The sequence below is a fragment of the Streptomyces turgidiscabies Car8 genome (assembly GCF_000331005.1).
Classification (GTDB): domain Bacteria; phylum Actinomycetota; class Actinomycetes; order Streptomycetales; family Streptomycetaceae; genus Streptomyces; species Streptomyces turgidiscabies.
Window position 1 is genome coordinate 1 of the sequence record NZ_AEJB01000648.1, and the last position, 24,255, is coordinate 24,255.

21 protein-coding genes are annotated in these 24,255 nt (G+C 69.8%); 11 read left to right on the forward strand and 10 right to left on the reverse strand.

Features of this window, described 5'->3' with window-relative positions; genetic code table 11:
• Positions 1-13: 13 nt before the first annotated feature.
• The gene (gene uvrA / locus STRTUCAR8_RS44905) at positions 14-2,992 is read right to left on the reverse strand and encodes an excinuclease ABC subunit UvrA (RefSeq protein ID WP_006383195.1); all 2,979 of its coding nucleotides are present in this window, start codon (positions 2,990-2,992) and stop codon (positions 14-16) included.
• A 223-nt stretch (positions 2,993-3,215) separates the two neighbouring features.
• On the opposite strand from uvrA, the gene STRTUCAR8_RS44910 reads away from it, so the two are divergent.
• The 5 genes from STRTUCAR8_RS44910 (at position 3,216) to STRTUCAR8_RS44930 (ending at position 7,460) form a co-directional block, all read left to right on the forward strand.
• Entirely contained in the window at positions 3,216-3,902 is a 687-nt protein-coding gene (locus tag STRTUCAR8_RS44910; RefSeq protein WP_006383184.1) for a maleylpyruvate isomerase family mycothiol-dependent enzyme, read from the forward strand.
• 29 nt (positions 3,903-3,931) lie between these two features.
• Positions 3,932-4,588, forward strand: a complete 657-nt coding sequence (locus STRTUCAR8_RS44915) for an MBL fold metallo-hydrolase (RefSeq protein ID WP_006383189.1) — start codon at positions 3,932-3,934, stop codon at positions 4,586-4,588.
• A gap of 318 nt (positions 4,589-4,906) precedes the next feature.
• A complete protein-coding gene (locus STRTUCAR8_RS44920; protein ID WP_044473983.1) occupies positions 4,907-5,791 on the forward strand; it encodes an ABC transporter substrate-binding protein in 885 nt (294 codons plus the stop codon).
• The gene (locus STRTUCAR8_RS44925) at positions 5,788-6,696 is read left to right on the forward strand and encodes an amino acid ABC transporter permease (protein WP_044473984.1); all 909 of its coding nucleotides are present in this window, start codon (positions 5,788-5,790) and stop codon (positions 6,694-6,696) included. The genes STRTUCAR8_RS44920 and STRTUCAR8_RS44925 overlap by 4 nt, the downstream gene beginning before the upstream one ends.
• Before the next feature lie 35 nt (positions 6,697-6,731).
• Positions 6,732-7,460: an amino acid ABC transporter ATP-binding protein gene (locus tag STRTUCAR8_RS44930; RefSeq protein ID WP_179200465.1), complete on the forward strand. Its 729-nt coding sequence runs from the start codon at positions 6,732-6,734 to the stop codon at positions 7,458-7,460.
• Between the two features lies 1 nt (position 7,461).
• Here the strand turns inward: STRTUCAR8_RS44930 and aroQ are convergent, their stop codons facing one another.
• Positions 7,462-7,935 carry a type II 3-dehydroquinate dehydratase gene (aroQ, locus tag STRTUCAR8_RS44935; RefSeq protein ID WP_006383198.1) on the reverse strand — a complete coding sequence of 158 codons (474 nt, stop codon included), beginning with the start codon at positions 7,933-7,935 and terminating at the stop codon, positions 7,462-7,464.
• A gap of 103 nt (positions 7,936-8,038) precedes the next feature.
• Between aroQ and STRTUCAR8_RS44940 the strand changes: the two genes are divergently transcribed.
• Both STRTUCAR8_RS44940 and STRTUCAR8_RS44945 read left to right on the forward strand, forming a co-directional pair.
• Positions 8,039-9,085 carry a S66 family peptidase gene (locus tag STRTUCAR8_RS44940; protein ID WP_006383218.1) on the forward strand — a complete coding sequence of 349 codons (1,047 nt, stop codon included), beginning with the start codon at positions 8,039-8,041 and terminating at the stop codon, positions 9,083-9,085.
• Positions 9,086-9,177: 92 nt separating this feature from the next.
• Positions 9,178-10,449: an MFS transporter gene (locus STRTUCAR8_RS44945; protein WP_006383199.1), complete on the forward strand. Its 1,272-nt coding sequence runs from the start codon at positions 9,178-9,180 to the stop codon at positions 10,447-10,449.
• A 24-nt stretch (positions 10,450-10,473) separates the two neighbouring features.
• On the opposite strand, the gene STRTUCAR8_RS44950 is transcribed toward STRTUCAR8_RS44945, so the two are convergent.
• From STRTUCAR8_RS44950 to STRTUCAR8_RS44980, 7 genes are all read right to left on the reverse strand, one after another.
• A complete protein-coding gene (locus tag STRTUCAR8_RS44950) occupies positions 10,474-11,574 on the reverse strand; it encodes a calcium:cation antiporter (protein WP_006383181.1) in 1,101 nt (366 codons plus the stop codon).
• Between the two features lie 266 nt (positions 11,575-11,840).
• The gene (locus STRTUCAR8_RS44955) at positions 11,841-12,155 is read right to left on the reverse strand and encodes a DUF1330 domain-containing protein (protein ID WP_006383209.1); all 315 of its coding nucleotides are present in this window, start codon (positions 12,153-12,155) and stop codon (positions 11,841-11,843) included.
• A gap of 127 nt (positions 12,156-12,282) precedes the next feature.
• A complete protein-coding gene (locus STRTUCAR8_RS44960; RefSeq protein ID WP_086025876.1) occupies positions 12,283-13,284 on the reverse strand; it encodes a TerC family protein in 1,002 nt (333 codons plus the stop codon).
• Positions 13,285-13,569: 285 nt separating this feature from the next.
• A complete protein-coding gene (locus STRTUCAR8_RS44965) occupies positions 13,570-15,621 on the reverse strand; it encodes a TerD family protein (RefSeq protein ID WP_006383179.1) in 2,052 nt (683 codons plus the stop codon).
• A gap of 51 nt (positions 15,622-15,672) precedes the next feature.
• Positions 15,673-16,239 (reverse strand): TerD family protein, encoded by a 567-nt coding sequence (locus STRTUCAR8_RS44970; RefSeq protein ID WP_044473993.1) that lies wholly within the window; start codon positions 16,237-16,239, stop codon positions 15,673-15,675.
• Positions 16,240-16,465: 226 nt separating this feature from the next.
• Positions 16,466-18,604: an excinuclease ABC subunit UvrB gene (uvrB, locus tag STRTUCAR8_RS44975; protein WP_006383165.1), complete on the reverse strand. Its 2,139-nt coding sequence runs from the start codon at positions 18,602-18,604 to the stop codon at positions 16,466-16,468.
• A 39-nt stretch (positions 18,605-18,643) separates the two neighbouring features.
• Entirely contained in the window at positions 18,644-19,510 is an 867-nt protein-coding gene (locus tag STRTUCAR8_RS44980; protein WP_006383213.1) for an MHYT domain-containing protein, read from the reverse strand.
• A gap of 313 nt (positions 19,511-19,823) precedes the next feature.
• Here STRTUCAR8_RS44980 and STRTUCAR8_RS44985 point away from each other — a divergent pair, with 313 nt between their 5' ends.
• Positions 19,824-20,399 (forward strand): methylated-DNA--[protein]-cysteine S-methyltransferase, encoded by a 576-nt coding sequence (locus STRTUCAR8_RS44985; protein ID WP_006383194.1) that lies wholly within the window; start codon positions 19,824-19,826, stop codon positions 20,397-20,399.
• A gap of 156 nt (positions 20,400-20,555) precedes the next feature.
• Positions 20,556-21,848, forward strand: coding sequence for an MFS transporter (locus STRTUCAR8_RS44990; protein ID WP_006383177.1), 1,293 nt, complete (start codon positions 20,556-20,558; stop codon positions 21,846-21,848).
• Between the two features lie 27 nt (positions 21,849-21,875).
• Here STRTUCAR8_RS44990 and STRTUCAR8_RS44995 read toward each other — a convergent pair whose 3' ends face one another.
• Positions 21,876-22,304 carry a VOC family protein gene (locus STRTUCAR8_RS44995; protein WP_006383214.1) on the reverse strand — a complete coding sequence of 143 codons (429 nt, stop codon included), beginning with the start codon at positions 22,302-22,304 and terminating at the stop codon, positions 21,876-21,878.
• 101 nt (positions 22,305-22,405) lie between these two features.
• On the opposite strand from STRTUCAR8_RS44995, the gene STRTUCAR8_RS45000 reads away from it, so the two are divergent.
• Entirely contained in the window at positions 22,406-23,311 is a 906-nt protein-coding gene (locus STRTUCAR8_RS45000; protein WP_044473986.1) for a pseudouridine-5'-phosphate glycosidase, read from the forward strand.
• On the forward strand, positions 23,308-24,219 hold the full coding sequence (locus STRTUCAR8_RS45005; RefSeq protein WP_006383168.1) for a carbohydrate kinase family protein: 912 nt from the start codon (positions 23,308-23,310) through the stop codon (positions 24,217-24,219). Before STRTUCAR8_RS45000 ends, STRTUCAR8_RS45005 begins: the two co-directional genes overlap by 4 nt.
• Positions 24,220-24,255 lie beyond the last annotated feature (36 nt).

A 24,255-nucleotide genomic window follows, 5' to 3' on the forward strand; every position in this document is an offset into this window, starting at 1 on the left:
ACTCGTGACCGGCTCAGGCCTTGCGGGCCCTCGCTGTCGTCTTCTTCGCCGCAGCCGCCTTCGTAGCGGTCCCGGCCGTCTTCTTGGCCGCCACCGCCTTCTTGGCGGCCGTCTTGCGCGGGGCCTTCACCGCGGTGGCGTCGCTGACCCGCTCGGCGCCCAGGACCTCGCGCAGGAACTTGCCGGTATGGCTGGCAGGGACCCCTGCGACCTCCTCGGGCGTGCCCTCGGCGACGACGAGACCGCCGCCGGCGCCGCCCTCGGGCCCCATGTCCACGACCCAGTCGGCGGTCTTGATGACATCGAGGTTGTGCTCGATGACGATGACCGTGTTGCCCTTGTCGACCAGGCCGGAGAGGACCTTGAGGAGCTTGCTGATGTCCTCGAAGTGCAGACCGGTGGTCGGCTCGTCCAGGACGTACACCGTGCGGCCGGTGGAGCGCTTCTGGAGTTCGCTGGCGAGCTTCACCCGCTGGGCCTCGCCGCCGGACAGGGTCGTGGCGGACTGGCCGAGCCTGACGTAGCCGAGGCCGACGTCGTGCAGGGTGTTGAGGTGGCGGGCGATCGCCGGGACGGCCTCGAAGAAGTGCCGGGCCTCCTCGATCGGCATGTTGAGGATGTCGGCGATGGACTTGCCCTTGTAGTGGACCTCCAGGGTCTCCCGGTTGTACCGGGCGCCGTGGCAGACCTCGCACGGGACGTACACGTCCGGGAGGAAGTTCATCTCGATCTTGATGGTGCCGTCGCCCGCGCAGTTCTCGCAGCGGCCGCCCTTGACGTTGAAGGAGAAGCGGCCGGGCAGATAACCCCGCACCTTCGCCTCGGCGGTCTCGGCGAAGAGCCGGCGGACGTGGTCGAAGACACCGGTGTACGTCGCCGGGTTCGACCGCGGGGTGCGGCCGATGGGCGACTGGTCGACGTGGACGACCTTGTCGACGAGGTCGTCGCCCTCCACGCGCGTGTGGCGGCCCGGCACGCTGCGGGCGCCGTTCAGTTCGCGGGCGAGGTGCGTGTACAGGATGTCGTTGACCAGCGTCGACTTGCCGGAGCCGGACACCCCGGTGACGGCCGTGAGGACACCCAGCGGGAACGACACGTCGATGTCCCGCAGGTTGTTCTCGCGGGCACCGTGCACGGTGAGCCGGCGGGAGGGGTCCTGCGGGCGCCGGATGTCGGGCAGCGGGATGGCCTTCTTGCCGGACAGGTACTGCCCGGTCATCGACTCGTCGTTGGCGAGCAGTTCCTTCAGGGAGCCGCTGTGGACGACCTTGCCGCCGTGCTCGCCCGCGCCGGGGCCGATGTCGACGATCCAGTCGGCGATCTTGATGGTGTCCTCGTCGTGCTCGACGACGATGAGCGTGTTGCCCATGTCCCGCAGCCGGACCAGGGTCTCGATCAGCCGGTGGTTGTCACGCTGGTGCAGCCCGATGGAGGGCTCGTCGAGGACGTACAGAACGCCGACGAGTCCGGACCCGATCTGGGTGGCGAGGCGGATGCGCTGGGCCTCGCCGCCGGAGAGCGTGCCGGCCGCGCGGTTCAGCGAGAGGTAGTCGAGGCCCACGTCGACCAGGAACTTCAGCCGCTCGTTGACCTCCTTGAGCACTCGCTCGGCGATCTTCTTGTCTCGGGGGTCGAGCTTCAGCTCGGCCAGGAAGTCCGCGCAGTCGCTGATCGACATCGCGGCGACCTCGGCGATGGACCTCTCCATGACCGTGACCGCGAGGACGATGGGCTTGAGGCGGGTGCCCTCACAGGTGGGGCAGGGCACCTCGCGCATGTAGCCCTCGAAGCGCTCCCGGCTGGCGTCGCTCTCCGACTCGCTGTGCCGCCGCTTCACGAACGGGACGGCGCCCTCGAAGGGCGTGGTGTACACGCGCTCCCGGCCGTAGCGGTTGCGGTAGCGGACCTCGATCTGGGTCTTGTGCCCGTGCAGGAGAGCCTTCCTGGCACGCTGCGGAAGGCCCGCGAAGGGGATGTCCGTGCGGAATCCCAGCGCGTCCGCGAGGGCGGTGATGAGGCGGCTGAAGTAGTCCTTGGTGTGGCCGTGCGACCAGGGGTGGATGGCCCCCTCGTCGAGGGACTTGTCCTCGTCCGGAACGATCAGCTCCGGGTCGACCTCCATGCGCGTGCCGATGCCCGAGCAGTCGGGACAGGCACCGAAGGGCGAGTTGAAGGAGAAGGAGCGGGGCTCCAGTTCCTCGAAGGACAGGTCGTCGTACGGGCAGTACAGGTGCTCCGAGAAGAGGCGCTCGCGCTCAGGGTCGTCCTCGGGGAGGTCGACGAAGTCGAGCACGACCATGCCGCCGGCGAGACCGAGTGCGGTCTCCACGGAGTCGGTGAGCCGGCGCTTGGCGGTGTCCTTGACCGTGAGGCGGTCGATGACCACCTCGATGGTGTGCTTCTCCTGCTTCTTCAGCGCGGGCGGGTCGGACAGCTGGATCGTCTCGCCGTCCACCCGCGCGCGGGAGTAGCCCTTGGTCTGGAGATCCGCGAAGAGATCGACGAACTCACCCTTGCGCTCGCGCACCAGCGGCGACAGCACCTGGAAGCGGCTGCCCTCCGGCAGCTCCAGGACCTTGTCGACGATGGCCTGCGGCGACTGACGCGCGATGGGGCGACGGCACTCGGGACAGTGCGGCTTGCCGATGCGCGCGAAGAGCAGGCGGAGATAGTCGTACACCTCGGTGATGGTGCCGACGGTGGAGCGTGGGTTGCGGGAGGTCGACTTCTGGTCGATCGAGACGGCCGGTGAGAGGCCCTCGATGAAGTCGACGTCCGGCTTGTCCATCTGGCCGAGGAACTGGCGGGCGTACGACGAGAGCGACTCGACGTAGCGGCGCTGGCCCTCGGCGAAGATCGTGTCGAAGGCCAGGGAGGACTTGCCCGACCCCGACAGGCCCGTGAAGACGATGAGCGAGTCGCGCGGGAGGTCGAGCGAGACATTCTTGAGATTGTGCTCGCGCGCGCCACGGACGATGAGACGGTCGGCCACGCCGGTCCGCACCTTTCTTGAGAGAAGTGACAGGGGCGGGGCCCCCGTGCTTTTTCAGACTAGGGGGAGCCACTGACAACGCCGGTCGGATTCCTGGGGAGGTAACAATCCCCGGCCATCCAGCATGCCCGACGCCGCACTCGACCATATAGCACGCACATTCGATTTACGGGCGTGGACCGCCACCTTCACCCGAACGTGTGGCGGGACTATCGTCGGCACCATGGCTGATCACGTGCGCGACCTGGCATCTCTACGTGAAGCGACGGAACGACTGCTCACCGCAGCCGCGAAATTGAACAACGATTCGATGGCCGAACCGTCACGGTTGCCGGGCTGGACCCGTGGCCACGTCCTCGCCCACCTCGCCCGCAACGCGGACGCTCTCGTGAACGTCACGGCTGGGCGCCCGATGTACCCGTCCGCGGAGGCCCGGGACGCCGACATCGACCGGGACGCCCCACGCCCCCTCGACGTCCAGCTGTCGGACGTACGCGAGAGCTCCGCCCGTCTCCAGGAGGTGTGGGCCGCGCCCGCGGACTGGACGCGCACGGTGGAGCTGCGCAACGGGGTCACCGACACCGCCTCCAGGGTGCCGTTCCGCCGCTGGATCGAGGTCGAGCTGCACCACGTCGACCTGGGGATCGGCTACGGCCTCGAGGATCTCCCGGCGGAGTTCACGGAGCGGGAGATCGCGTTCCTGGCCGCCCGGTTCACCGGCCATCCCGACGTGCCGCCCACGGTGGTCACGGACGGCACGCGCGTGTGGAGGACGGGAAGAGAGGCCGCCGAACCCGAGGCCACGGTCACCGGGCCGGCGCCCGCGCTGCTGGGGTGGCTCTGCGGCCGAGGCGACGGAGCCGGCCTCGACGTCTCGGGCGGAGCCCTGCCCGCACTGCCCCCGCTCTAGGCCGACGGCGTCGCTATAGGCTGCACGCCATGACGTACAGCGGAGCGGTGAAGGTCGGCGGCCCTGCCGATGTGCACGAGTTGCAGGACCTGATGATCACCAAGGTCGCGGTGGGCCCGATGAACAACAACGCCTATCTGCTGCGCTGCCGTGCCACGGACGAACAGCTGCTGATCGACGCGGCGAACGACGCGCATACGTTGATCACCCTGATCGGGGACGACGGCATCGCGTCGGTCGTCACCACCCACCAGCACGGGGACCACTGGCAGGCGCTCGCGGAGGTCGTGGAGGCCACCGGCGCCCGTACGTACGCGGGCCGGGACGACGCCGAGGGCATCCCCGTACCGACCGATGTGCCGGTCGCCGACGGCGACACGATCCACGTCGGGCGCGTGGAGCTCACCGTGCGCCATCTGGTCGGGCACACGCCGGGCTCGATCGCGCTCGTCTACGACGACCCGCACGGGCATCCGCACGTTTTCACCGGGGATTGTCTTTTCCCCGGTGGTGTAGGCAACACGCGCAAGGACCCGGAGGCGTTCGCCAGCCTGATCCGTGACGTGGAGACGAAGATCTTCGGCCAGCTCCCCGACGAGAGCTGGGTCTACCCGGGGCACGGCAGCGACACCACCCTGGGTGCGGAGCGGCCCCACCTGCCGGAGTGGCACGCACGAGGCTGGTGAGCCCGCGGGGTGAGACCTCGCATACGGGGTGGTGAACTCCAGCCAGGGGGCGTGCAGTTGCTGACCGCACGCCCCGTGCGAAACGAACACACATACCAGGAGCGCGCACGCGCTCCCGGCGTGCGCCCTGGCGTAGTCCACTGAAAAGCAGCCCCGCACAGGATGACGGCTCCTGAGCGGTACGGGCCGCCGACCTGTCGATCCCCGCCCTCGGTCGGCGGCCCCGGCGTTCACAGACATGCAACACACGTTCCCACTATGCGGACAATTCCGCCTGTGACCTGGACAAATGGCACGCTCCGCTGCCACTCTCCCGCCATGCACCTTGCCCCTCACACGCTGCGCCGTGTGGTCTCCGCCGCCACTGTCGCCCTGCTCGCCACCGCTGTCGGCTGCGCCCCGCAGCCGGAGGAGACGAGCGCCGCCAAACCCACCGGGACGGCCGGAGCCACCTGCGCCAAGGGCAAGCTGGCCACCCGGACCTCGGGCAAACTGACGATCGCCACCGACGAGCCCGCGTACGAGCCCTGGTTCAAGGACGGCAAGCCCGCCAGCGGCGAGGGCTTCGAGTCGGCGGTCGCGTACGCCGTGGCGCAGCAGCTCGGCTACGACAAGGCGAACGTCGTCTGGCAGAGCGTGCCCTTCAACAAGGCGTTCGCGCCCGGGGAGAAGACCTTCGACTTCGACGTCAACCAGGTGTCGATCAGCGCGGAGCGCAAGAAGGCCGTGGACTTCTCCTCCGGCTACTACGACGTGCGCCAGGCCGTCATCGCGCTGAAGAGCTCCAAGGCCGCGAAGGCGACCAGCATCGCGGACCTCAAGGGCCTCAAGCTGGGCGCCCAGGTCGGCACCACCAGCCTCAACTACATCGACGACGTGGTGAAGCCGACCCAGGAGCCGGCCGCGTACGCCAAGAACGACCAGGCCAAGTCGGCGCTGCAGAACGGCCAGGTCGACGCCATCGTCGTGGACCTGCCGACCGCCTTCTACATCACCGCCGCCGAGGTGACCGACGCGAAGATCGTCGGACAGTTCGAGAACCAGGGCGGTACGCCGGAGCAGTTCGGACTCGTGCTCGACAAGGGCAGCGCCCTCACCTCCTGTGTGACGACCGCGGTGGACGCCCTGCGCAAGGACGGCACGCTCGCCTCGATCGAGAAGCAGTGGCTGTCGGACGCCGTCGACGCTCCGGTGCTCAAGTGACCGCAGTGAAGGAGGAGTCCGGGCAGGAGGACCCGGCCGACCTGCCGGACCGGGGCGACGGTTACGTCCCCTCGCAGCGGCGGATCGACCGTGAGCGGTACAAGCGCACCCGCGCGCGCCGCGCCACGTCGATCGCCGCGCTGTCCACCCTGGTCACCGGGGTCGTCCTCTACCTGGTCGTGGTGAGCGCGCCGGGCTGGCCGCGCACCAAGGAGACGTTCTTCAACGGGCAGTACGCGCGCGAGGCGTTCCCCAAGGTCCTCGAAGGGCTGTGGCTCAACGTACGGCTGCTGCTGATCTGCGGGGTCGCCGTCCTCGTCCTGGGCATGCTGATCGCCATCGCCCGCACACTGCGCGGCCCGGTGTTCTTCCCGCTGCGCGCGCTGGCCGCCGCGTACACGGACTTCTTCCGCGGCCTGCCGCTGATCATCAACCTGATGATCGTCGTCCTGGGTGTCCCGGCGCTGCGGCTCCAGGGCATCACCGTGGACCCGGTGCTCCTCGGCGGTACGGCACTGACGCTGACGTACTCGGCGTACGTCGCCGAGGTGTTCCGGGCCGGCATCGAGTCCGTGCACCCGTCCCAGCGGGCGGCGGCGCGGTCGCTCGGGCTGACCAACCGGCAGGCGCTGCGGTACGTCGTGCTGCCCCAGGCCGTACGGCGCCAGGTGCCGCCGCTGCTCAACGACCTGGTGTCGCTGCAGAAGGACACGGGGCTCGTCTCGATCGGCGGCGCGGTCGACGCCGTACGCGCGGCCGACATCATCGTGGGCCGCAGCCTCAACTACACGCCGTACATCGTCGCGGGACTGGTCTTCGTCGCGCTGACCATCCCGATGACCCGCTTCACGGACTGGGTGACGGGCCGGATGGACCGGCAGCGGGCGCAGGGAGGAACACTGTGAGCGACATCCCCGACAGCTCCTCCCCCGTGCTGCGCATGGAGGCCGTGCGCAAGACCTTCGGTGACACGGTCGTCCTGCGGGACGTCGATCTGGAGGTCGCCCCGCACACGGTGACCGCTCTGATCGGCGCGTCCGGCTCCGGCAAGTCGACGCTGCTGCGGTGCGCGAACCTGCTGGAGGACATCGACGACGGCGCGATCTGGCTGGACGGCGAGGAGATCACCGACCCGCGGACCGACCAGGACGCCGTGCGCCGCCGCATCGGCGTGGTCTTCCAGGCGTACAACCTCTTCCCGCACATGACCGTGCTGGAGAACATCACCCTCGCCCCGCGCCGGGTGCACGGCGTGGACCGCAAGGAAGCCGAGCAGTACGGCCGTGAGCTGCTGGAGCGGCTCGGGCTGGGTGCGAAGGCGGGCGAGTACCCGGACCGGCTGAGCGGCGGCCAGCAGCAGCGGGCGGCGATCGTCCGCGCCCTTGCCGTACGTCCCCGGCTGCTGCTCCTCGACGAGGTCACCGCGGCCCTCGACCCGGAGCTCGTGGGCGAGGTCCTCGCCGTCGTCCGGGACTTGAAGGGCGACGGCATGACGATGGTGCTGGCCACCCACGAGATGGGCTTCGCCCGCGATGTCGCGGACCAGGTCTGCTTCCTGGAGGGCGGTGTGGTCCTGGAACGCGGCACGGCCGAGCAGGTGTTCGGCGATCCGCAACAGGAGCGCACGCGGCAGTTCCTGCGGCGGATCGTGGAGGCCGGGCGGCTGTAGGTCACGCCTCCGCGATCGCCGCTCCCACCAGCGCGGCGACCCGCTCCACGCCGAACACGTACCCCTGCACTCCGCACCCCGCGATGACGCCGTCGGCACGCAGTGAGACGTACGAGTGGTGCCGGAACGTCTCGCGCTGGTGGATGTTGGAGATGTGCACCTCCAGCACCGGCAGGCCGTCGCAGGTGTTGAGCGCGTCCAGGATCGCGACGGACGTGTGCGAGTAGGCGCCGGGGTTGATGACGATGCCGGCGTGGTGGAGGCGTGCCTCCTGGATCCAGTCGACCAGCTCGCCCTCGTGGTTGGACTGGCGGAAGTCCACCGTGCCACCGTGCCCGGCCGCCGCCTTGGCGCACAGGGCCTCTACGTCGGCGAGCGTGTCGGAACCGTAGATCTCGGGCTGGCGCTGGCCCAGGAGGTTCAGATTGGGCCCGTTGAGGATCATGATCGGGGCGTTGGCGAGGGTGCGGGGCACGGTTCCTCCGGTCCGTTCAGGGATGGCGGCCTGTCGAGGACCGCTGCTCAGCCCCCGGTTTATCATGGTGCGCCGACAACGGGGCGGCCCGTACTGTCCCGGCATGACGACCCCTGCCTATCCCCCCAAGCCCTCACCCGGCGACCGCATAGCCGTGATCTCGCCGGGCGCCGCCCTCCCCGGCCTCTTCCCTCGCCCGCACGAACTGGGACTGGAGCGGCTGCGCAAGGAGTTCGGGCTCGAACCCGTCGAGTATCCGGCGACCCGGAAGATGGGCTCGACGCCCCAGGAGCGCGCCGACGACATCCACGCCGCGTTCGCCGACCCGGACATCAAGGCGGTCATCGCGACGATCGGCGGCGACGACCAGATCACTGTCCTGCCTTTCCTGGACCGGGAGTTGATCCGGGCGAACCCGAAGCCGTTCTTCGGGATGAGCGACAACACGAACCTGCTGGCGTACCTGTACAGCACCGGGATCGTCGGCTACCACGGCGCGACCGTGATGACGGCGCTCGGACGTCCCGTGGCCATGGACCCGCTGACCGCCGAGTCCCTGCGGGCCGCCCTGTTCACGTCGGGCGAGTACGAACTGCGGCCCGCCGAGCGCTGGAACGACGTCAACCGCGACTGGGCCGACCCCGCCACGTTCGACGCCGAACCGGAGACCCGTCCCGGCAACGGCTGGACCTGGCTGAACGCCGACCGGGTGGTGGAGGGCCGCGGTTGGGGCGGCTGTCTGGAGATCCTCGGCTGGCTGCTGATGGCCGACCGCGAGATCTCCCACGATCTGACGGTGTACGACGGCGGAGTGCTGCTCCTGGAGACCTCGGAGGAACTGCCGAGCGGCGAGGAGGTTTTCCGCACGTTGCGCAACATGGGCGAGCGCGGACTGCTCCAGCGCTTCTCGGCGCTGCTGATGGGGCGCGCGAAGACCTGGTCCTTCGAACGCCCCAACAGCCCCGAGGAGGGCGACCGTTACGCCGCCGAGCAGCGGGAGGCTGTCCAGCGCGCGCTGAACACCTACGCTCCCGGCCTGATGACCGTCTTCGACGTGGACTTCGGCCACACGGATCCGCAACTCGTCCTCCCCTTTGGAGGGTCGATACGGGTGGACGGCCCCGACCGGCGCATCACCGTGACGTACTGATCCCGCTCGTCTCCCGCACGCCCCCGTAACGCACGGTCACCATGGGTAGTTGACCCGGCATGCACGACGTACGCAGGGTAAGGGCGCCTTCCATGGTGCGGCTGGCCGCCGCCTCGCTCGCGGGGACGGCCATCGAGTTCTACGACTTCTTCGTCTACGGCACCGCGGCCGCACTGGTTCTGGGGCCCCTGTTCTTCCCGACGTTCTCGCCGGTGGCCGCGACGCTCGCCGCCTTCGGGACGTTCGGTGTGGGGTTCCTCGCCCGGCCGCTGGGATCGGTGCTGTTCGGGCACATCGGGGACCGGCACGGGCGGCGGCCGGTCCTCGTCGCCTCCCTGCTGCTGACCGGGGCGTCGACGGTCGCGGTCGGCTGCGTACCGACGTACGAGTCGATCGGCACCGCGGCTCCCGTGCTCCTCCTCGCGCTGCGTTTCCTCCAGGGGCTAGGGCTGGGCGGGGAGTGGGGCGGGGCCGTTCTGCTGACCGCGGAGCACGCGCCCGCCGAACGGCGCGCTCTGTGGGCGAGCTTCCCGCAGATCGGCCCCGCGGTGGGCTTCCTGCTCGCCAACGGCGTGATGCTCGTGCTGTCGGCGTCCCTCACCGAGGGGCAGTTCGCCTCGTGGGGGTGGCGGGTGCCGTTCTGGGCTGCAGGCGTGCTCGCGGTGGCGGGGCTGTGGCTGCGTTCTTCGCTCCCCGAGAGCCCGAGTTTCCTGGAGATCGACGACCACGCGCGCGTGCCGCTCGCCGAAGTGGTGCGCGACCACTGGCGGCTGGTCCTGCTGACGGCGGGCGCGCTCGCGGTCGGATACGCGGTCTTCTACGCGGTGACGACCTGGTCCCTCGCCTACGGAACGGAACGGCTCGGTGTCAGCCGTACCGTCATGCTGGCCTGCATCATGGCCGCGGTGGTGGTCAAGGGCGCCCTGACACCCGTGGTGGCTCTCCTGGGTGACCGTTACGGTCGCCGCCCGCTGTGCCTCACGGGTTGTGCCGCGGCCGCCGTGTGGATGTGCCCCATGGTCACGCTGCTGTCGACCGGCGAACCGCTGCTGATGTTCCTCGGATTCGTGGTGGCAATGATCGCGTTCGTCACGATGTTCGCGGTGATCGCGGCCTATCTGCCGGAGCTGTACGAGCCCCGCGTACGGTGCACGGGCGCCGCCGTCGGCTACAACCTCGGCGGTGTCCTTGGCGGCGCGCTCACTCCGATCGTGGCGACGGCGCTCGCCGAACACGGGGGCCGGATCCCGTGGGGCGTGGGGCTGTATCTGACGGGGATCGCCCTGTTCAGCCTGGGGTGCTTCACGCTGCTGCCGGAGACCCGGCCGGTGCCTCGTCTCGCCGCCGTGCCGGCCACGGAGTGACGGGGGCGGTGATCGGGGCAGCGATCAGGGGTTGATGGCCAGCTCCAGGTAGGCCGCGAACAGCACCAGATGTACGCCTCCCTGGAGCGGTGTGGCCCGCCCCGGCACCACCGTCAGGGAACCCACCACCACCGTCAGGGCCAGCAACACCATGTGGGTGGAGCCGAGGCCGAGGACCAGTGGCCCGGAGAGCCAGATGGACGCCAGGGCCACGGCGGGGATGGTCAGGCCGATGCTGGCCATCGCGGACCCGAGTGCGAGGTTCAGGCTGGTCTGCACCCGGTCGCGGCGCGCGGAGCGCAGCGCGGCGATGGTCTCGGGAAGCAGCACGAGCAGGGCGATGATCACACCGACGACGGCATGCGGCAGGCCGGCCGCCTCCACCCCGGACTCGATGGTGGGCGACACGCCCTTCGCGAGGCCGACCACGCCTACGAGCGCCATGCCCAGCAGCCCCAGGCTGACCTTGACCTCGCGGGCGCTCGGGAGTTCGGCATGGCCGTCCGCGGTGATGACCTCGCCCTGCCGGGAGACCGGGAGGAAGTAGTCGCGGTGCCGCACGGTCTGGGTCGCCACGAACAGGCCGTAGAGGACCAGAGAGGCGAGCGCGGCGAAGGTGAGCTGGGCCGTGGAGAACTCGGGACCCGGCTTGCTCGTCGTGAACGTCGGCAGCACAAGGCTGAGCGTGGCCAGCGTCGCCACCGTGGCGAGGGCGGCGCCGGTGCCCTCCGGGTTGAAGACCGCGGTCCCGTGACGGATCGAGGCGGTGAGGAGGCTCAGACCGACGATGCCGTTGCAGGTGATCATCACGGCCGCGAAGACGGTGTCCCTGGCGAGGGTGGAACTCTTGTCCCCGCCGTCCGCCATCAGCGTGACGATCAGGGCGACCTCGATGATCGTGACGGCGACGGCCAGCACGAGGGAGCCGAAGGGTTCACCGACCCGGTGGGCGATCACCTCCGCGTGGTGCACGGCGGCCAGCACGGCTCCCGCGAGGACCAGTGTCACCAGTGCGACGACCACGCCGGGAAGGTCGCGTCCCCAGGTGAACACCAGCAGGACGACCGCGGCCATCGGCACGACGGCCGTCCACCGCGTCGCGAGCGACCGGAGCTGGACGATCATTCAGCGATCGTCACAGACGGGCCTGCGCCACGCGCGCGCACACCGGTCCGCGCCCGCTCATGACGCCCACCCCACAGACGGTTCTCCACACTGCTCCCTTCGCGTTCTGTCTCGGCGTCGGTCTGCTGCCCCGGAACGGGGCGCATACTCCCGTGCCCCGGACCCTCGCCCCGGCCTCCCGCACCGGTTCGCCAGGCCCGGAGCCTACGGCGGCACCCAAGCCCCGGCGCGCTCGCCGTAGGGCCCGCCGGGTTGTCCCGCCGCCGCTACTTCATCTCGGTCTTCTCCCGTACGTCGCAGTCGGTGAAGATCGGGGGCCTCGTACACATCGAGGCCATCTGCTCCGCCATCCTGCTCGTCTCCGGGTCGTCGCTGTTACGCATGGCCTCGTCGTGGGAGTCGAACTCGATCACCACCAGGTACCTGTTGGGCTGGTTCCTGTCCTGCAGGACGAGGCGGTGCGTGGGTCCGCCGACACGGCCGCCGAGAGTCGCGTCGGCCTCCTCGACCAGCGCCCGCATCTCCTCCATCCGGTCGGTCTCGATGTCGATGATCTGAACGAACTTCGTCGGTGTGTCCACGATGCCTCCACCCGGCCGCGGCGTCCCCGGGCAAGGGACGCTCACCACCCAACGAAGCACCGGGAACGGTGATCGGCAATTCGCCGCGCACCGCTCCCGATAGTGGTTGTTCCTACGTCCGACGTGGTCAGGCCTCGATACTGTCCTTCGGAGCGCCTTCGCTGTCGTGCTGCGCCGCCTTGAGCGCCTCCTGCTTCCTGGAGGCCATCAGGCTGGTGATCGTGGTGATGACCAGGACGCCGCAGATCACTCCGAGGGAGACCGGTATGGAGATCTCCGGTACGTGGACACCGGACTCGTGCAGCGCGTGCAGCACCAGCTTGATGCCGATGAAGCCGAGGATGACCGACAGGCCGTACGAGAGGTGGACCAGCTTCCTCAGCAGCCCGCCGATGAGGAAGTACAGCTGCCGCAGGCCCATCAGAGCGAACGCGTTGGCGGTGAAGACGATGTAGGGGTCCTGGGTCAGGCCGAAGATCGCCGGGATCGAGTCGAGGGCGAACAGGACGTCCGTAGTACCGATCGCGAGCATCACGACCAGCATCGGAGTCATGATCCGCTTGCCGTTCTCCTCGATCCACAGCTTGGTGCCGTGGTAGCGGTCGGCCACACCGAACCGCTTCTCGGCAGCCTTGAGCAGCTTGTTCTCCTCGAACTCCTCGTCCTCGTCGTCGGCACGGGCCTCCTGGATCAGCTTCCAGGCGGTCCAGATGAGGAAGGCACCGAAGATGTAGAACACCCACGCGAAGCTGGCGAGGATGGCGGCACCGGCGGCGATGAATATCGCGCGCAGGACGAGTGCGATGAGGACTCCGACGAGGAGTACGCGCTGCTGGTACTGCGAGGGCACCGCGAACTTCGCCATGATCAGGACGAAGACGAAGAGGTTGTCGACACTCAACGACTTCTCGGTGATGAAGCCCGCGAAGAACTCACCGGCCGGCTCACCGCCACTGAAGACGAGCAGCCCCACGCCGAAGAGGCCTGCCAGGGCGATCCAGACGACCGTCCAGATTCCGGCTTCCTTGATCGACACGTCGTGAGGCTTGCGCCCGATGAAGAAGTCCACCGCGATCAGAGCGGCGAGACCCACGATGGTAAGGACCCAAAGGGTCACGGAAACATTCACTGCGCCTCCGGCAGTAGTAACGGCAAATTTCAGCGTCGTCGCTACCGGAGGTCTCTTCCACCCGCGACAACCGGGCTCCTTCACGCGCCCGGACGCCTGCGGGCCGACGCCCCGGGATCTGGATTGATCCGTATTGACGGGTACGCCGCAGCAGGTAGGGAGTACTCCCCTCCGTTGGGAAGACAGTACCCCAATCACCAAGGAAAGGTAAAGAGATTAGTAAAAGAAAATCAAAAACCGCAGGTCAGGAGACTTTACGGATACTTGGTGAAGTGGCTGTGGGTGTCAGCGGTTCCATGAACGGCGGGCCGCCGCGACCTGGCCGAGTACCTGCTGCAGCACCTGGCTGCCCTCCGGCACGACCGACGGCTCATACGTCCACGCATGGCCGACCCACGGGTCGGCGAGATGGTCGTCGGGAACGGGCGTGAGTCGCATCAGCGAACGCCAGAGCGGGTCGAGCAAGGGTCCGTACGCGGCGGCGTCCTCGCGGTCGGCCACCATCATCAGGTGGACTCCGACGGCCGGGCCCTCGTCGGCGAGATACCTCAGCTGGGTGACCGCCCGGTCGTCGAAACCGTGCGGGAAGTCGTTGACGATCACCAGCTGCTGAGCGGTGTCGAGGTCGGGCGGCAGTGAGTCGGCCGCGCCGCCGCGCACCGCCATCTGCACCAGGTCGACGCGCTGGGTAAGCCGGCCCAGGACGTCCGCGACACCGGCGGCCCCGGCGGCGGGCGGACCCGCGAGCACACCGGTCCGCACCAGCGGCGCGAGGGCCGGGGCTCCTGAGCCTGCCGGATCGATGACGTGCACGGCGAATTCGCCCGCCGGATGGACCGCGAGCAGCCGTGCCGCGTGCGCCACCGCCGTGTCCATGGCCAGCCGCCGCAGCTCGTCGGAGTCGAGGAGCGAGCCGTCGAGGGACTCACCGCCGCTGTCGATCCACAGGCCGCGCTCCAACGGGAGCCGCACAAGCATCGGGATACTCAGCCCGGAACTCTCGGGCAGCCGCAGGTCGCCCACTCGGAGTGCCATGGGCATCTCCATCGGGACGCGGTAGCCGTGCCAGACCGGGTTGTCCCAGCGCGCGTACGCCAGCGGCAGCGCGGGCTCGACGACCTCGGCCTCGGCGGCGAGCTGGGAGAGGTCACGGTCGAGGGCGGCGCGGGCCTGGTCGACGAGCTGGGACTGCTTGGCGCGGGCCGCTTCCCGGGCGGCGTCGCCCCGGCCGCCGCCCCGGCTGCGTGGATCCGCCAGCGCCTTGTCGATCTCCTGCTCCATACGCGAGTCGGCGAAGTCCACGGCGCTGCGGTATGCGGCGACGGTTCGCGCCAGGTCCTCGAACATGCCCCAGACCTGGTTGTAGAGCCGCTCGTCCATGGACCATCCGGTCGCGTCGCCCGCGACCGGCCCCGCGGACTCACCGGACCGGGCCGGTGGTGCGGTCGGCGGTGCCGGTGGCGGAGCGGCCGTACGGCGGCTGGGATGGCTGTAGTTGACGGGAGTTCCGGCAGCGGTGTCGGCCTGCGCCGAACCGTCCGGTCGGCCGACCTGCGCCGGGGTGTTCTGCGGGTCCTGGACTTCGTACGGCGACGAAGGCCGGACAGCGCCCTGGTCCCCCTGAACCGGGGAACCGGCCTGCTCCGGGGTGCCGGGAGCCGGGGCGTCCTGCGGCCCCTGAGCCGCGTACGGCGACGTGGCTTGCGCGGGTGCGGGGGACGACGCCGTACGGCGGTTGCGGTCGCCGTCCGGTGTGCGGGGTGGCGGGGGTGCCACCGCGCGGGAGTGGGCCTGGGACACCGCCTCCTCGATGGCGTCCGCGAGCTGCCGGGCCTCGGGAAGGCCCTGGTCGGTGAGAAGTTCGGCGAGGCCACCGGCGTATCCCTGACCGATGGCGCGCACCTTCCAGGCGTCGTGCCTGCGGTAGAGCTCCAGGGCGACCACCGCCGACTCGGCCTCAAGGCCCGTGATCCGGTAACTGGCGACCTCGGTGCCGTCGAGGCCGGTGACGGCGACGAAGGGTGCGGCCACGGCGCCGAACCGGGCCGGCCCGCCCACACCGGACGGCAGGGCGAGCAGCACGCTGACCCGGTGCACGGACTCCGGCATGGCACCCAGGTCCACGGCGAGCCGGTGGTCGGCCGCCGCCTGCTTGGAGACCTCCAGGCCGGGGAGCGTGGGAGCTCCTGGATGGGCCACCCACTCGACGCCGTGAACCCTGCCCTGTTCGTCGCCGATCGTGGCCCCCGCCACGATCGGCGCACCGGCCGAGATCCGCACTTCGAGGCGGACCTGGGAGAGCGGATGGTTCTGCCCCCGGACCAGCTCGGCCGTCATCGCCTTCGTCCCCCCGTGTCGTTCTCTTGTTCCGTGGGCCGCCCGGCCCGGCTACAGATGCGGCAGGATCGCCGGCATCAGGTCCTGGAAGGTGCGGCCGTTGGCAGGCGTGCCAAGGGCTGTCATCTGCCAGCCCGCGCCCGCGCGGTGCACCTTCGCCATGATCTGGGCCGTGTACTGGCCCCCGCCGTCCAGCGTGTAGCGGGCGAGTTCGTCACCGTTGGTCTCGTCGACCAGACGGCAGAAGGCGTTCTGCACCTCCTGGAATGTCTGCCCCGTGAAGGAGTTCACGGTGAAGACGATCTGGTCGATGTGGACCGGCACCCGCGGCAGGTCGACGAGGATCGCCTCGTCGTCACCACCCTGGCCGACACCGCCGACGAGGTTGTCACCGGTGTGCCGCACGGAGCCGTCGTCGCTCACGAGGTGGCGGAAGAACACGACGTCCATGGGCTGCTTGTCGGCGAACAGGACGGCCGAGGCGTCCAGGTCGATCTCCCGCGTACGCGACCCGAACAGGCCTCGCCGGGGTGCCGCCTGCCAGCCGAGGCCCATCCGCACCGCGGTCAGGGTGCCCCCGTCGTTCTTCTGCAGGTTGATGGCCTGACCCTTGGTCAGATTGACGCTGCCACTGGGCGTTCCGCCCTTGGATACGTCCACCACGCGCTGTTCCCCTCTCGAGCCGTCCCCTGTTTCCGCGGGGTCCGCGGATGACCTGAACCCTACGCAGGGACACTGACAGTGCCGAAGCCTCGGGCGCACTTTGTGTCGGTGTTGCAACACTGCGCGTACGACGCAGCTCACGGACACCGACGGCCGCCGCCCCTCCTGCCCCGTGCGGCGGTCAGGCCAGGCCTGCCTCCTTCATCTGCCGCAGTTCCTTCTTCATCTCCGACACCTCGTCGCGCAGCCGGGCGGCGATCTCGAACTGCAGGTCGGCCGCGGCGGCGCGCATCCGTGCCGTCATCTCCTCGATCTGGTCGGCGAGTTCGGCTGCGGGGCGGTCGGTCGGCACCGTCTCCCCTGCCTTGCCCTTGCCGGCCCGGGCTCCCTTGGCGGCCTTGCCGCCGAGCGCGGGCACCGGGGCCTTGGCCGCCTTGCCGTCCTTCGACTTGCGGTAACCCGAGCCCAGGAGCTGTTCCGTGTCGACGTCCTCGCGGGCGATCTGCGCGACGATGTCGTTGATCTTCTTGCGGAGCGGCTGCGGGTCGATGCCCTTCTCCTTGTTGTACGCGACCTGCCTCTCCCGGCGTCGGTTGGTCTCCTCGATGGCCTTCTCCATCGCCGGAGTGATCTTGTCCGCGTACATGTGGACCTGACCAGACACATTGCGCGCCGCGCGGCCGATGGTCTGGATCAGGGAGGTGCCGGAGCGCAGGAAGCCCTCCTTGTCGGCGTCGAGGATCGACACCAGTGACACCTCTGGAAGGTCGAGGCCCTCACGGAGGAGGTTGATGCCGACGAGGACGTCGAACTCGCCCGCGCGCAGTTCGCGCAGCAGCTCGACCCGGCGCAGGGTGTCGACGTCGCTGTGCAGATACCGGACCTGGATGCCGAGTTCCAGGAAGTAGTCGGTGAGGTCCTCGGCCATCTTCTTGGTGAGCGTGGTGACCAGGACACGCTCGTCCTTCTCCGCGCGGGTGCGGATCTCGTGCACCAGGTCGTCGATCTGGCCCTCGGTGGGCTTGATGACGACCTCGGGGTCGATGAGGCCGGTGGGGCGGATGATCTGCTCGACGAAGCCGTCACCACGGGACAGCTCGTACTTGCCGGGGGTCGCCGACAGGTAGACGGTCTGGCCGATGCGCTTTTGGAACTCCTCCCATTTCAGGGGGCGGTTGTCCAGCGCGGAGGGCAGCCGGAAGCCGTGGTCCACGAGGGTGCGCTTACGGGACGCGTCGCCCTCGTACATGGCACCGATCTGCGGGACCGTGCTGTGCGACTCGTCGATGACCAGCAGGAAGTCGTCCGGGAAGTAGTCGATGAGGGTGTTAGGCGGAGATCCGGGGAGGCGGCCGTCGAAGTGCATCGAGTAGTTCTCGACGCCGGAGCAGGAACCGATCTGGCGAAGCATCTCGATGTCGTACGTCGTCCGCATCCTCAGGCGCTGGGCCTCCAGGAGTTTGTTCTGCTTCTCCAGTTCGGCGAGGCGGTCGCCGAGTTCCTTCTCGATGTCGTTGACGGCCCGCGCCATACGCTCGGGTCCTGCCACGTAGTGGGTGGCCGGGAAGACGTACATGTGCTCGTCTTCGCTGATGATCTCGCCGGTGAGCGGGTGGAGGGTGGAGAGGGCCTCGATCTCGTCGCCGAACATCTCGATGCGGACGGCCAGTTCCTCGTAGACCGGGAAGATCTCGATGGTGTCGCCGCGCACCCGGAACGTGCCGCGGGTGAAGGCCAGGTCGTTGCGCGTGTACTGGATGTCGACGAAGCGGCGCAGCAGCTGGTCCCGGTCGATCTCCTCGCCGACCTTGAGGGAGACCATCCGGTCCACGTACTCCTGCGGAGTACCGAGGCCGTAGATGCAGGAGACGGAGGCGACCACGATGACGTCACGCCGGGTGAGCAGCGAGTTGGTCGCGGAGTGGCGCAGCCGCTCGACCTCCTCGTTGATCGAGGAGTCCTTCTCGATGTAGGTGTCCGACTGTGGGACGTACGCCTCGGGCTGGTAGTAGTCGTAGTACGAGACGAAGTACTCGACGGCGTTGTTCGGCAGGAGTTCACGGAACTCGTTCGCCAACTGGGCGGCCAGGGTCTTGTTCGGCGCCATGACGAGCGTGGGGCGCTGAAGCTTCTCGATCATCCACGCGGTGGTGGCGGACTTGCCGGTGCCGGTCGCGCCGAGGAGCACGACGTCTTTCTCACCTGCTTCGATGCGCCGAGCCAGCTCGGCGATGGCCGTCGGCTGGTCGCCGCTCGGCTGGTAGGGGCTGACGACCTCGAAGGGCGCCACCGTGCGTTCGATCTTGGAAACTGGCCGCATGCATCCACCGTACGACCACCCACTGACAACGGGTCCTGATCACCGGTTCTGGGGAGTGCGGGACCGGCGCTCCCCGTGCCGCTGGCCGGCTCGCGGCGGGAGGCGTCGGCCGGGGTGCGGGACGGCCGGGTGGGCCGGGATGCCGGGCTTGTTGTCGGCGGGGCGTCGGCCGGGCTTGCCCATGATCATCAGGGGGTCGAACATCACGACGACGCCGGCCAGCAGGAGGAAGGCCAGCGGGCCGATCATCAGCGGGGCGAGCAGGGACGCGGGCGAGGCTCCCTCCGGGCTCCCGGACCCGGCGTGGAGGTGGACCCGCAGGGCGGCCATGCCCGTGTAGTGCATGCCGCTGACGGCGAGTCCCATGACGAGGCTGGCTCCCACGCTCCACAGAAAGCCGCGGACCTGCCCGGCCGCCCACAGGGCGGCGGTGGCGGCCACCACGGCTATCACGACCGAGGCGGAGACGGTGAGGGTGTTGTACTCCAGCTTCCCGTTGAGGCGCATTCCGGCCATGCCCAGGTAGTGCATGGAGGCGATACCGAGGCCGGTGATGGTGCCCCCGGTGAACAGTGCCGTTCCGCTCGTGCCCCGGTATCCGACGATGAAGATCCCGATGCCGACCATGACGACGGCGACCCCGAGGCTGGCGAAGGTCAGCCCCATGTCGTAGTTGATCGGGGTCTCCTTGACGGTGAACCCCATCATCGCGACGAAGTGCATGGTCCATATGCCGGAGCCGATCGCGGCCGACCCGAGCGCCAGCCACCCCGGTCGCCACGACTGGGCGACCAGCATCGATCTCGTGGTGCAGCGCAGACCCAGCGCGCCGCCCAGGCAGGCCATGAGGTAGGCCACCAGCGGAGTGACGAGTCCGTAGCTGAATCCGTCGACCGTGCCCTGCATGTGCGGCTGCCCTTCCGCCCTTTTGCGTTCCGGAATTCCCGGACTTGCTCCCCTGCCCCAGGACCGGCCAGCAGTCAGGGCTGTGGCAGAGAGTATGACTGGCTCCTGAAGGGTCGAACGATTTTCCGGCAAAGAAACACGACCTTGCCCCACTTGTGCGGCAGGGGTGTGCGGACTCGGGCAACTCCTTTCAATCTGTGTCTGTGCCGGACCTCTCTTCCCGTTGTGCCTCCCCTGTCACTCGTGGATCATGCGCACCCGCTCGGGATCCAGGCGCCGGGCGTTGTCAGTGCCGGGTCGTACGGTGGGGCGCATGGACAGCCACGGGCGGGACGAGCGGCGGGACCCGGAGAACGGGCAGCGGGTCGTGTGGGCGGTTGTCGGCACCGACATCGGCCCGCTACTGCTGGCCGCGACGCCCGAGGGCCTGGTGAACGTGGTGTTCCACGCCACGGAGCCGGTGCGCGAGAACGCTGTGGAGCGGCTCGCCGCCCGGCTGGGCGCGGAGCCCGTCGAAGAGCCCGGGTCCCCCTTCCTCGCCGAGGCGATACGCCAGTTCGCGGCGTACTTCGCGGGCGAGCGGCACGATTTCGAGCTGCCGCTCGACTGGACCCTGATCTCCGGCTTCAACCGGCAGGTCCTGCGCGAGCTCGCGTCGGGTGTGCCGTACGGCGCGGTCGTCGGGTACGGCGACCTGGCCGCCCGGGTCGGCCGGCCGGGCGCGGCTCAGGCGGTCGGCGCGGCGATGGGCGCCAATCCGCTGCCGCTCGTGGTGCCGTGCCATCGGGTCGTGGAGAGCGACGGTGGTATCGGCGGGTTCGGGGGCGGCCTGGAGACCAAGCGGAAGCTGCTCGCACTCGAAGGGGTACTGCCCGAGCCGCTGTTCTGAGGGTTTCAGCCGCGGGGCCCGAGGGTTTCATCAGTAGGGGGTCCTCAGTACGAGGGGACGGTCCCGTACGGGAAGAGGCTCCGTAGGGGACGGCGTGCGGAAACAAGGGGGGACCGCGCCAGTGGCCACATTCTTCGTCCGCGCGGGCGGGCCGCGGTGACCGCCGTCGAGGGGCGCCCTGGTGTGCCCGCCGCGGGTGAGCAGAGGATCGCGTTGCGGCGCCGGATCTCCGGTGTGCTGGTCGCGAGTCAGATTCTCGGCGGGCTCGGGGTGGCCACCGGCGTCGCGCTGGCTTCCGTACTGGCCCAGCGGATCAGCGGTACCGAGTCGCTGTCCGGGCTCGCACCCACCGCCATGGTCACGGGCACGGCGGTGGCCTCGCTGCCGCTGGCGGCGCTGATGACCGCGCGCGGGCGGCGGCCCGGGCTGGTCGTGGGGTATCTCGTCGGCGCCCTGGGGGCCGGCGTCGTCGTGGTCGCGGCGGTCGTCGACAGCTTTCCGCTGCTGCTGTGCGGCATGGCCGGGTTCGGTGCGGCGTCCGCGGCGAATCTGGGGGCGCGGTTCGCCGCCGCCGATCTCGCCGAGCCGGACCGGCGGGCCCGGGCCATCTCGAACGTCGTGTGGGCGACCACCATAGGGGCGGTCCTCGGGCCGAACATCGCCGCGCCCGCGGGGCGCAGTGTGTCCGGACTCGGGATACCCACGACGGCGGGACCCTTCCTCTGGGCCGCCGGGATCTTTCTGGCCGCCGCGGTGACGGTGGCCGTCCTGCTCCGCCCCGACCCGCTGCTCACGGCTCGCGCCCTCGCCCCCGTGGAGGAGCGGTCGGCCGGGGGCCGGTCGCTGCGGGCGGGCTTCGCCGCCGTCGCGGCCTCGCCGCGTGCCCGGCTCGCGCTCGTGACGGTCGCCATGTGCCACACGGCCATGGTGTCGGTCATGTCGATGACCCCGGTGGCGCTCGAACACCATGGCGCGAGCATCGATCTGATCGGTCTGGTCATCAGTGGCCACATCGCGGGCATGTACGCGTTCTCGCCGCTCATGGGGCGGTTGTCCGACGGGGTCGGACGACTGTCCGGCATCGGTCTCGCCGTGGGGCTGCTGGCCTGTGCGGCGTTCCTCGCGGGCACGGCCGACGGCAGTCACGGTCGTACCGCGGTGGGGCTCTTCGTCCTGGGGCTGGGCTGGTCGGCCGGGCTGGTCTCCGGGTCCGCCCTGCTGACGGACTCCGTGCCCGACGCCGTGCGCGCGGCGGCGCAGGGGCTGTCCGACCTCGTCATGAACACCGCGGCTGGCCTCGGCGGAGCGACCGCCGGTCTCGTGATGGCCACGGCGGGCTACGGGTGGCTGAATCTCGCCGCCGCGTGTCTGCTGATACCCGTGGGCGCGCTGGCGCTGTTCACCCGCGGCGGCCTGCGGCGGGGCCGGGATGCGAAGGCGCGCGGCTGAGCCCCCGGCCCGGAGGCCGGGCGGTCGTCACGCGTAGTGCCGCGCCTCGAAGACGTTGCCGTCGGGGTCGCGGAAGTAGAAACTGCGCTTCGCCGTCCCCCGGGCACCGTAGGAGTCGTACGAGAGCTCCGATACGGGGACGTCCCGATCCCGCAGGCGGGTTCGCAGGGCGTCGAAGGAGTCTCCGGACAGGGACAGACACACGTGGTTGACGGGGTGGCCCGCGCTGTCGGCGGCGCCGGGGAGCATGTTCATGCGCTCCGCCAGAGAGAGCGGCGCGAGATCGAAGATGGTCTCCTCGTTGAGGCGTACGGACGGGAACGACACCGTCCCGGCGGTGTACTCGGTGATCCTCAGGGGCTCCATGCCGACCGTCTTCTCGTAGAAGTCGGCCGCTGCGACCGGATCGCGTACCCAGAGGACGACATGGTCGAGACGCGTCGAGTTGTCCGTCATACACCCAGGCTGGTGGCCTGTCCCACAGGCCGCAAGGGTTTGACCGGGCGCGCCGCCCGCCAGAGATGAGGGAAGACCGAACGACAGGAAGCAGGCGTGTGATGCTGGTGGTGTCCGAAGAAGTGCGGGAAGCGGTCGACGCGCGTCGACCCGTGGTGGCCCTGGAGTCCACGATCATCGCGCACGGGCTGCCGCGCCCCCGCAATCTGCAGGTGGCGCTGGAACTCGAGGACGTCGTACGACAGGAGGGCGCCGTCCCGGCCACGATCGCCGTCCTGGACGGGCGCCCCCATGTCGGCCTGGACAAGGAGCAGTTGGAGCGGGTCGCGAACGAGGACGGGATCCGCAAGCTGGGCCACCGCGATCTGCCGCTCGCGGTGGCCACCGGAGCGAGCGGGGCGACCACGGTGTCGGCGACCGCGCTGCTGGCCGCCCGTGCCGGCGTACGGGTGTTCGCCACAGGTGGGCTCGGCGGAGTGCACCGGGAGTGGACGGTGACCCAGGACGAGTCCGCCGACCTGGGGCTGCTGGCGCGCACCAGGATCACGGTCGTCTGCGCGGGCGTGAAGTCGATTCTGGATGTGCCGGCCACCTTGCAGCGCCTGGAGACCCTCGGGGTCGCCGTGGCCGGATTCGGGACCGAACACTTCCCGGGCTTCTATCTCTCCGACTCCGGGCATCCGGTGGACTGGACGCTGCACACGCCGGAGCAGGTCGCGGACGTGATGCTGGCCCAGGACGGGCTCGACTCCCCCGAGTCGGCGTTCATCGTCGCCAATCCGGTACCCGAGCAGCAGCAGCTGGATCCCGGGCTCCACGCGCGCGTGCTCGCCGACGCGCTGCACGCGTGCGAGGAGCAGGGCGTGAGCGGACAGGCCGTGACGCCGTTCCTGCTCGACTACCTGGTGCGGCACACCGACGGCGCGTCACTGAGCGCCAACCTGGCGGCGGTCCGCGGCAACGTCCGGCTCGCGGGGCGGATCGCGGCGGCCTGGGCCCGGGCATGACCGAGCCGGGCGGAGCGCTGCTGGTCGTCGGGGACGTGATCACGGACATCGTCGCCCGGCACCGGGGTCCGCTCGCCGCGGGGACCGACACGACTGCCTCGATCCGGTCCCTGCCGGGTGGTGCGGGCGCCAACGTGGCCTGCTGGGCGGCCCATTGGGGCCGCGCGGAGGTACGCCTGCTCGGCCGGGTGGGCACGGACGCGGCGGAGTGGCACGAGCGCGAGCTGACCGCCTCCGGGGTACGGCCGCGTCTCGTCGTCGATCCCGAGGCGCCGACCGGGACGGTGATCTGCCTGGTGGACAAGGGCGCGGCGGCCGAGCGCACGTTCCTGACCCAGAGTGGCGCCGCGGTGCGGCTGGACCCCGACGACTGGTCGGACCTCCTGCTCGACGGGGTCGCACGGCTGCATCTGTCGGGCTATCTGCTGTTCTCCGCGCCGAGTCGGGCGTTGGTGGCGGTCGCGCTGGAGTCGGCACGCGCGCGTGGCGTGCCGGTGAGTCTGGATCCGGCGTCGGCGGGGTTTCTAGCCGAACTGGGAGTCGACCGCTTCCTGGAACTGGTGACGGGAGTGGACGTCCTGCTGCCGAGCCGTGACGAGGCCTGTCTGCTGACCGGGCTGCCCGACCCCGTGGACGCGGCGGCCAAGCTGAGCCGCCACGTCCCTTTGGTGGTCGTGAAGCAGGGGGCCGAAGGCGCGCTGGTGGCCCGCTCTGGGACCGTGTGCGCCCGTGTCCCGGCCGCGCCCGCGACACCCCGGGACACGACGGGCGCCGGTGACGCCTTCACCGGTGCGTTCCTCGCCGCGCTGCTCGTGGGTGCCGACCCCGAGGACGCGGCGGCGGAGGGCTGCCGGGCCGGCGCACGGGCGGTGGAGCGGGTGGGTGGGAGGCCGCCGGTTCTCGGTTGAGGGGACGGTGAGCCGCGCCCTCACCCGAAGGTCGTC

Excerpts from the sequence above, each read along its gene's own strand:
- STRTUCAR8_RS44910 (WP_006383184.1), top strand. The coding sequence starts at position 3,216 with ATGGCTGATCACGTGCGCGACCTGGCATCTCTACGTGAAGCGACGGAA.
- STRTUCAR8_RS44920 (WP_044473983.1), top strand. The coding sequence starts at position 4,907 with ATGCACCTTGCCCCTCACACGCTGCGCCGTGTGGTCTCCGCCGCCACT.
- STRTUCAR8_RS44940 (WP_006383218.1), top strand. The coding sequence starts at position 8,039 with ATGACGACCCCTGCCTATCCCCCCAAGCCCTCACCCGGCGACCGCATA.
- STRTUCAR8_RS44985 (WP_006383194.1), top strand. The coding sequence starts at position 19,824 with ATGGACAGCCACGGGCGGGACGAGCGGCGGGACCCGGAGAACGGGCAG.
- STRTUCAR8_RS44995 (WP_006383214.1), bottom strand. The coding sequence starts at position 22,304 with ATGACGGACAACTCGACGCGTCTCGACCATGTCGTCCTCTGGGTACGC.
- STRTUCAR8_RS44980 (WP_006383213.1), bottom strand. The coding sequence starts at position 19,510 with ATGCAGGGCACGGTCGACGGATTCAGCTACGGACTCGTCACTCCGCTG.
- uvrB (WP_006383165.1), bottom strand. The coding sequence starts at position 18,604 with ATGCGGCCAGTTTCCAAGATCGAACGCACGGTGGCGCCCTTCGAGGTC.
- STRTUCAR8_RS44965 (WP_006383179.1), bottom strand. The coding sequence starts at position 15,621 with ATGACGGCCGAGCTGGTCCGGGGGCAGAACCATCCGCTCTCCCAGGTC.
- STRTUCAR8_RS44950 (WP_006383181.1), bottom strand. The coding sequence starts at position 11,574 with ATGATCGTCCAGCTCCGGTCGCTCGCGACGCGGTGGACGGCCGTCGTG.
- STRTUCAR8_RS45000 (WP_044473986.1), top strand. The coding sequence starts at position 22,406 with ATGCTGGTGGTGTCCGAAGAAGTGCGGGAAGCGGTCGACGCGCGTCGA.
- STRTUCAR8_RS44945 (WP_006383199.1), top strand. The coding sequence starts at position 9,178 with ATGGTGCGGCTGGCCGCCGCCTCGCTCGCGGGGACGGCCATCGAGTTC.
- STRTUCAR8_RS45005 (WP_006383168.1), top strand. The coding sequence starts at position 23,308 with ATGACCGAGCCGGGCGGAGCGCTGCTGGTCGTCGGGGACGTGATCACG.
- STRTUCAR8_RS44915 (WP_006383189.1), top strand. The coding sequence starts at position 3,932 with ATGACGTACAGCGGAGCGGTGAAGGTCGGCGGCCCTGCCGATGTGCAC.
- STRTUCAR8_RS44930 (WP_179200465.1), top strand. The coding sequence starts at position 6,732 with ATGGAGGCCGTGCGCAAGACCTTCGGTGACACGGTCGTCCTGCGGGAC.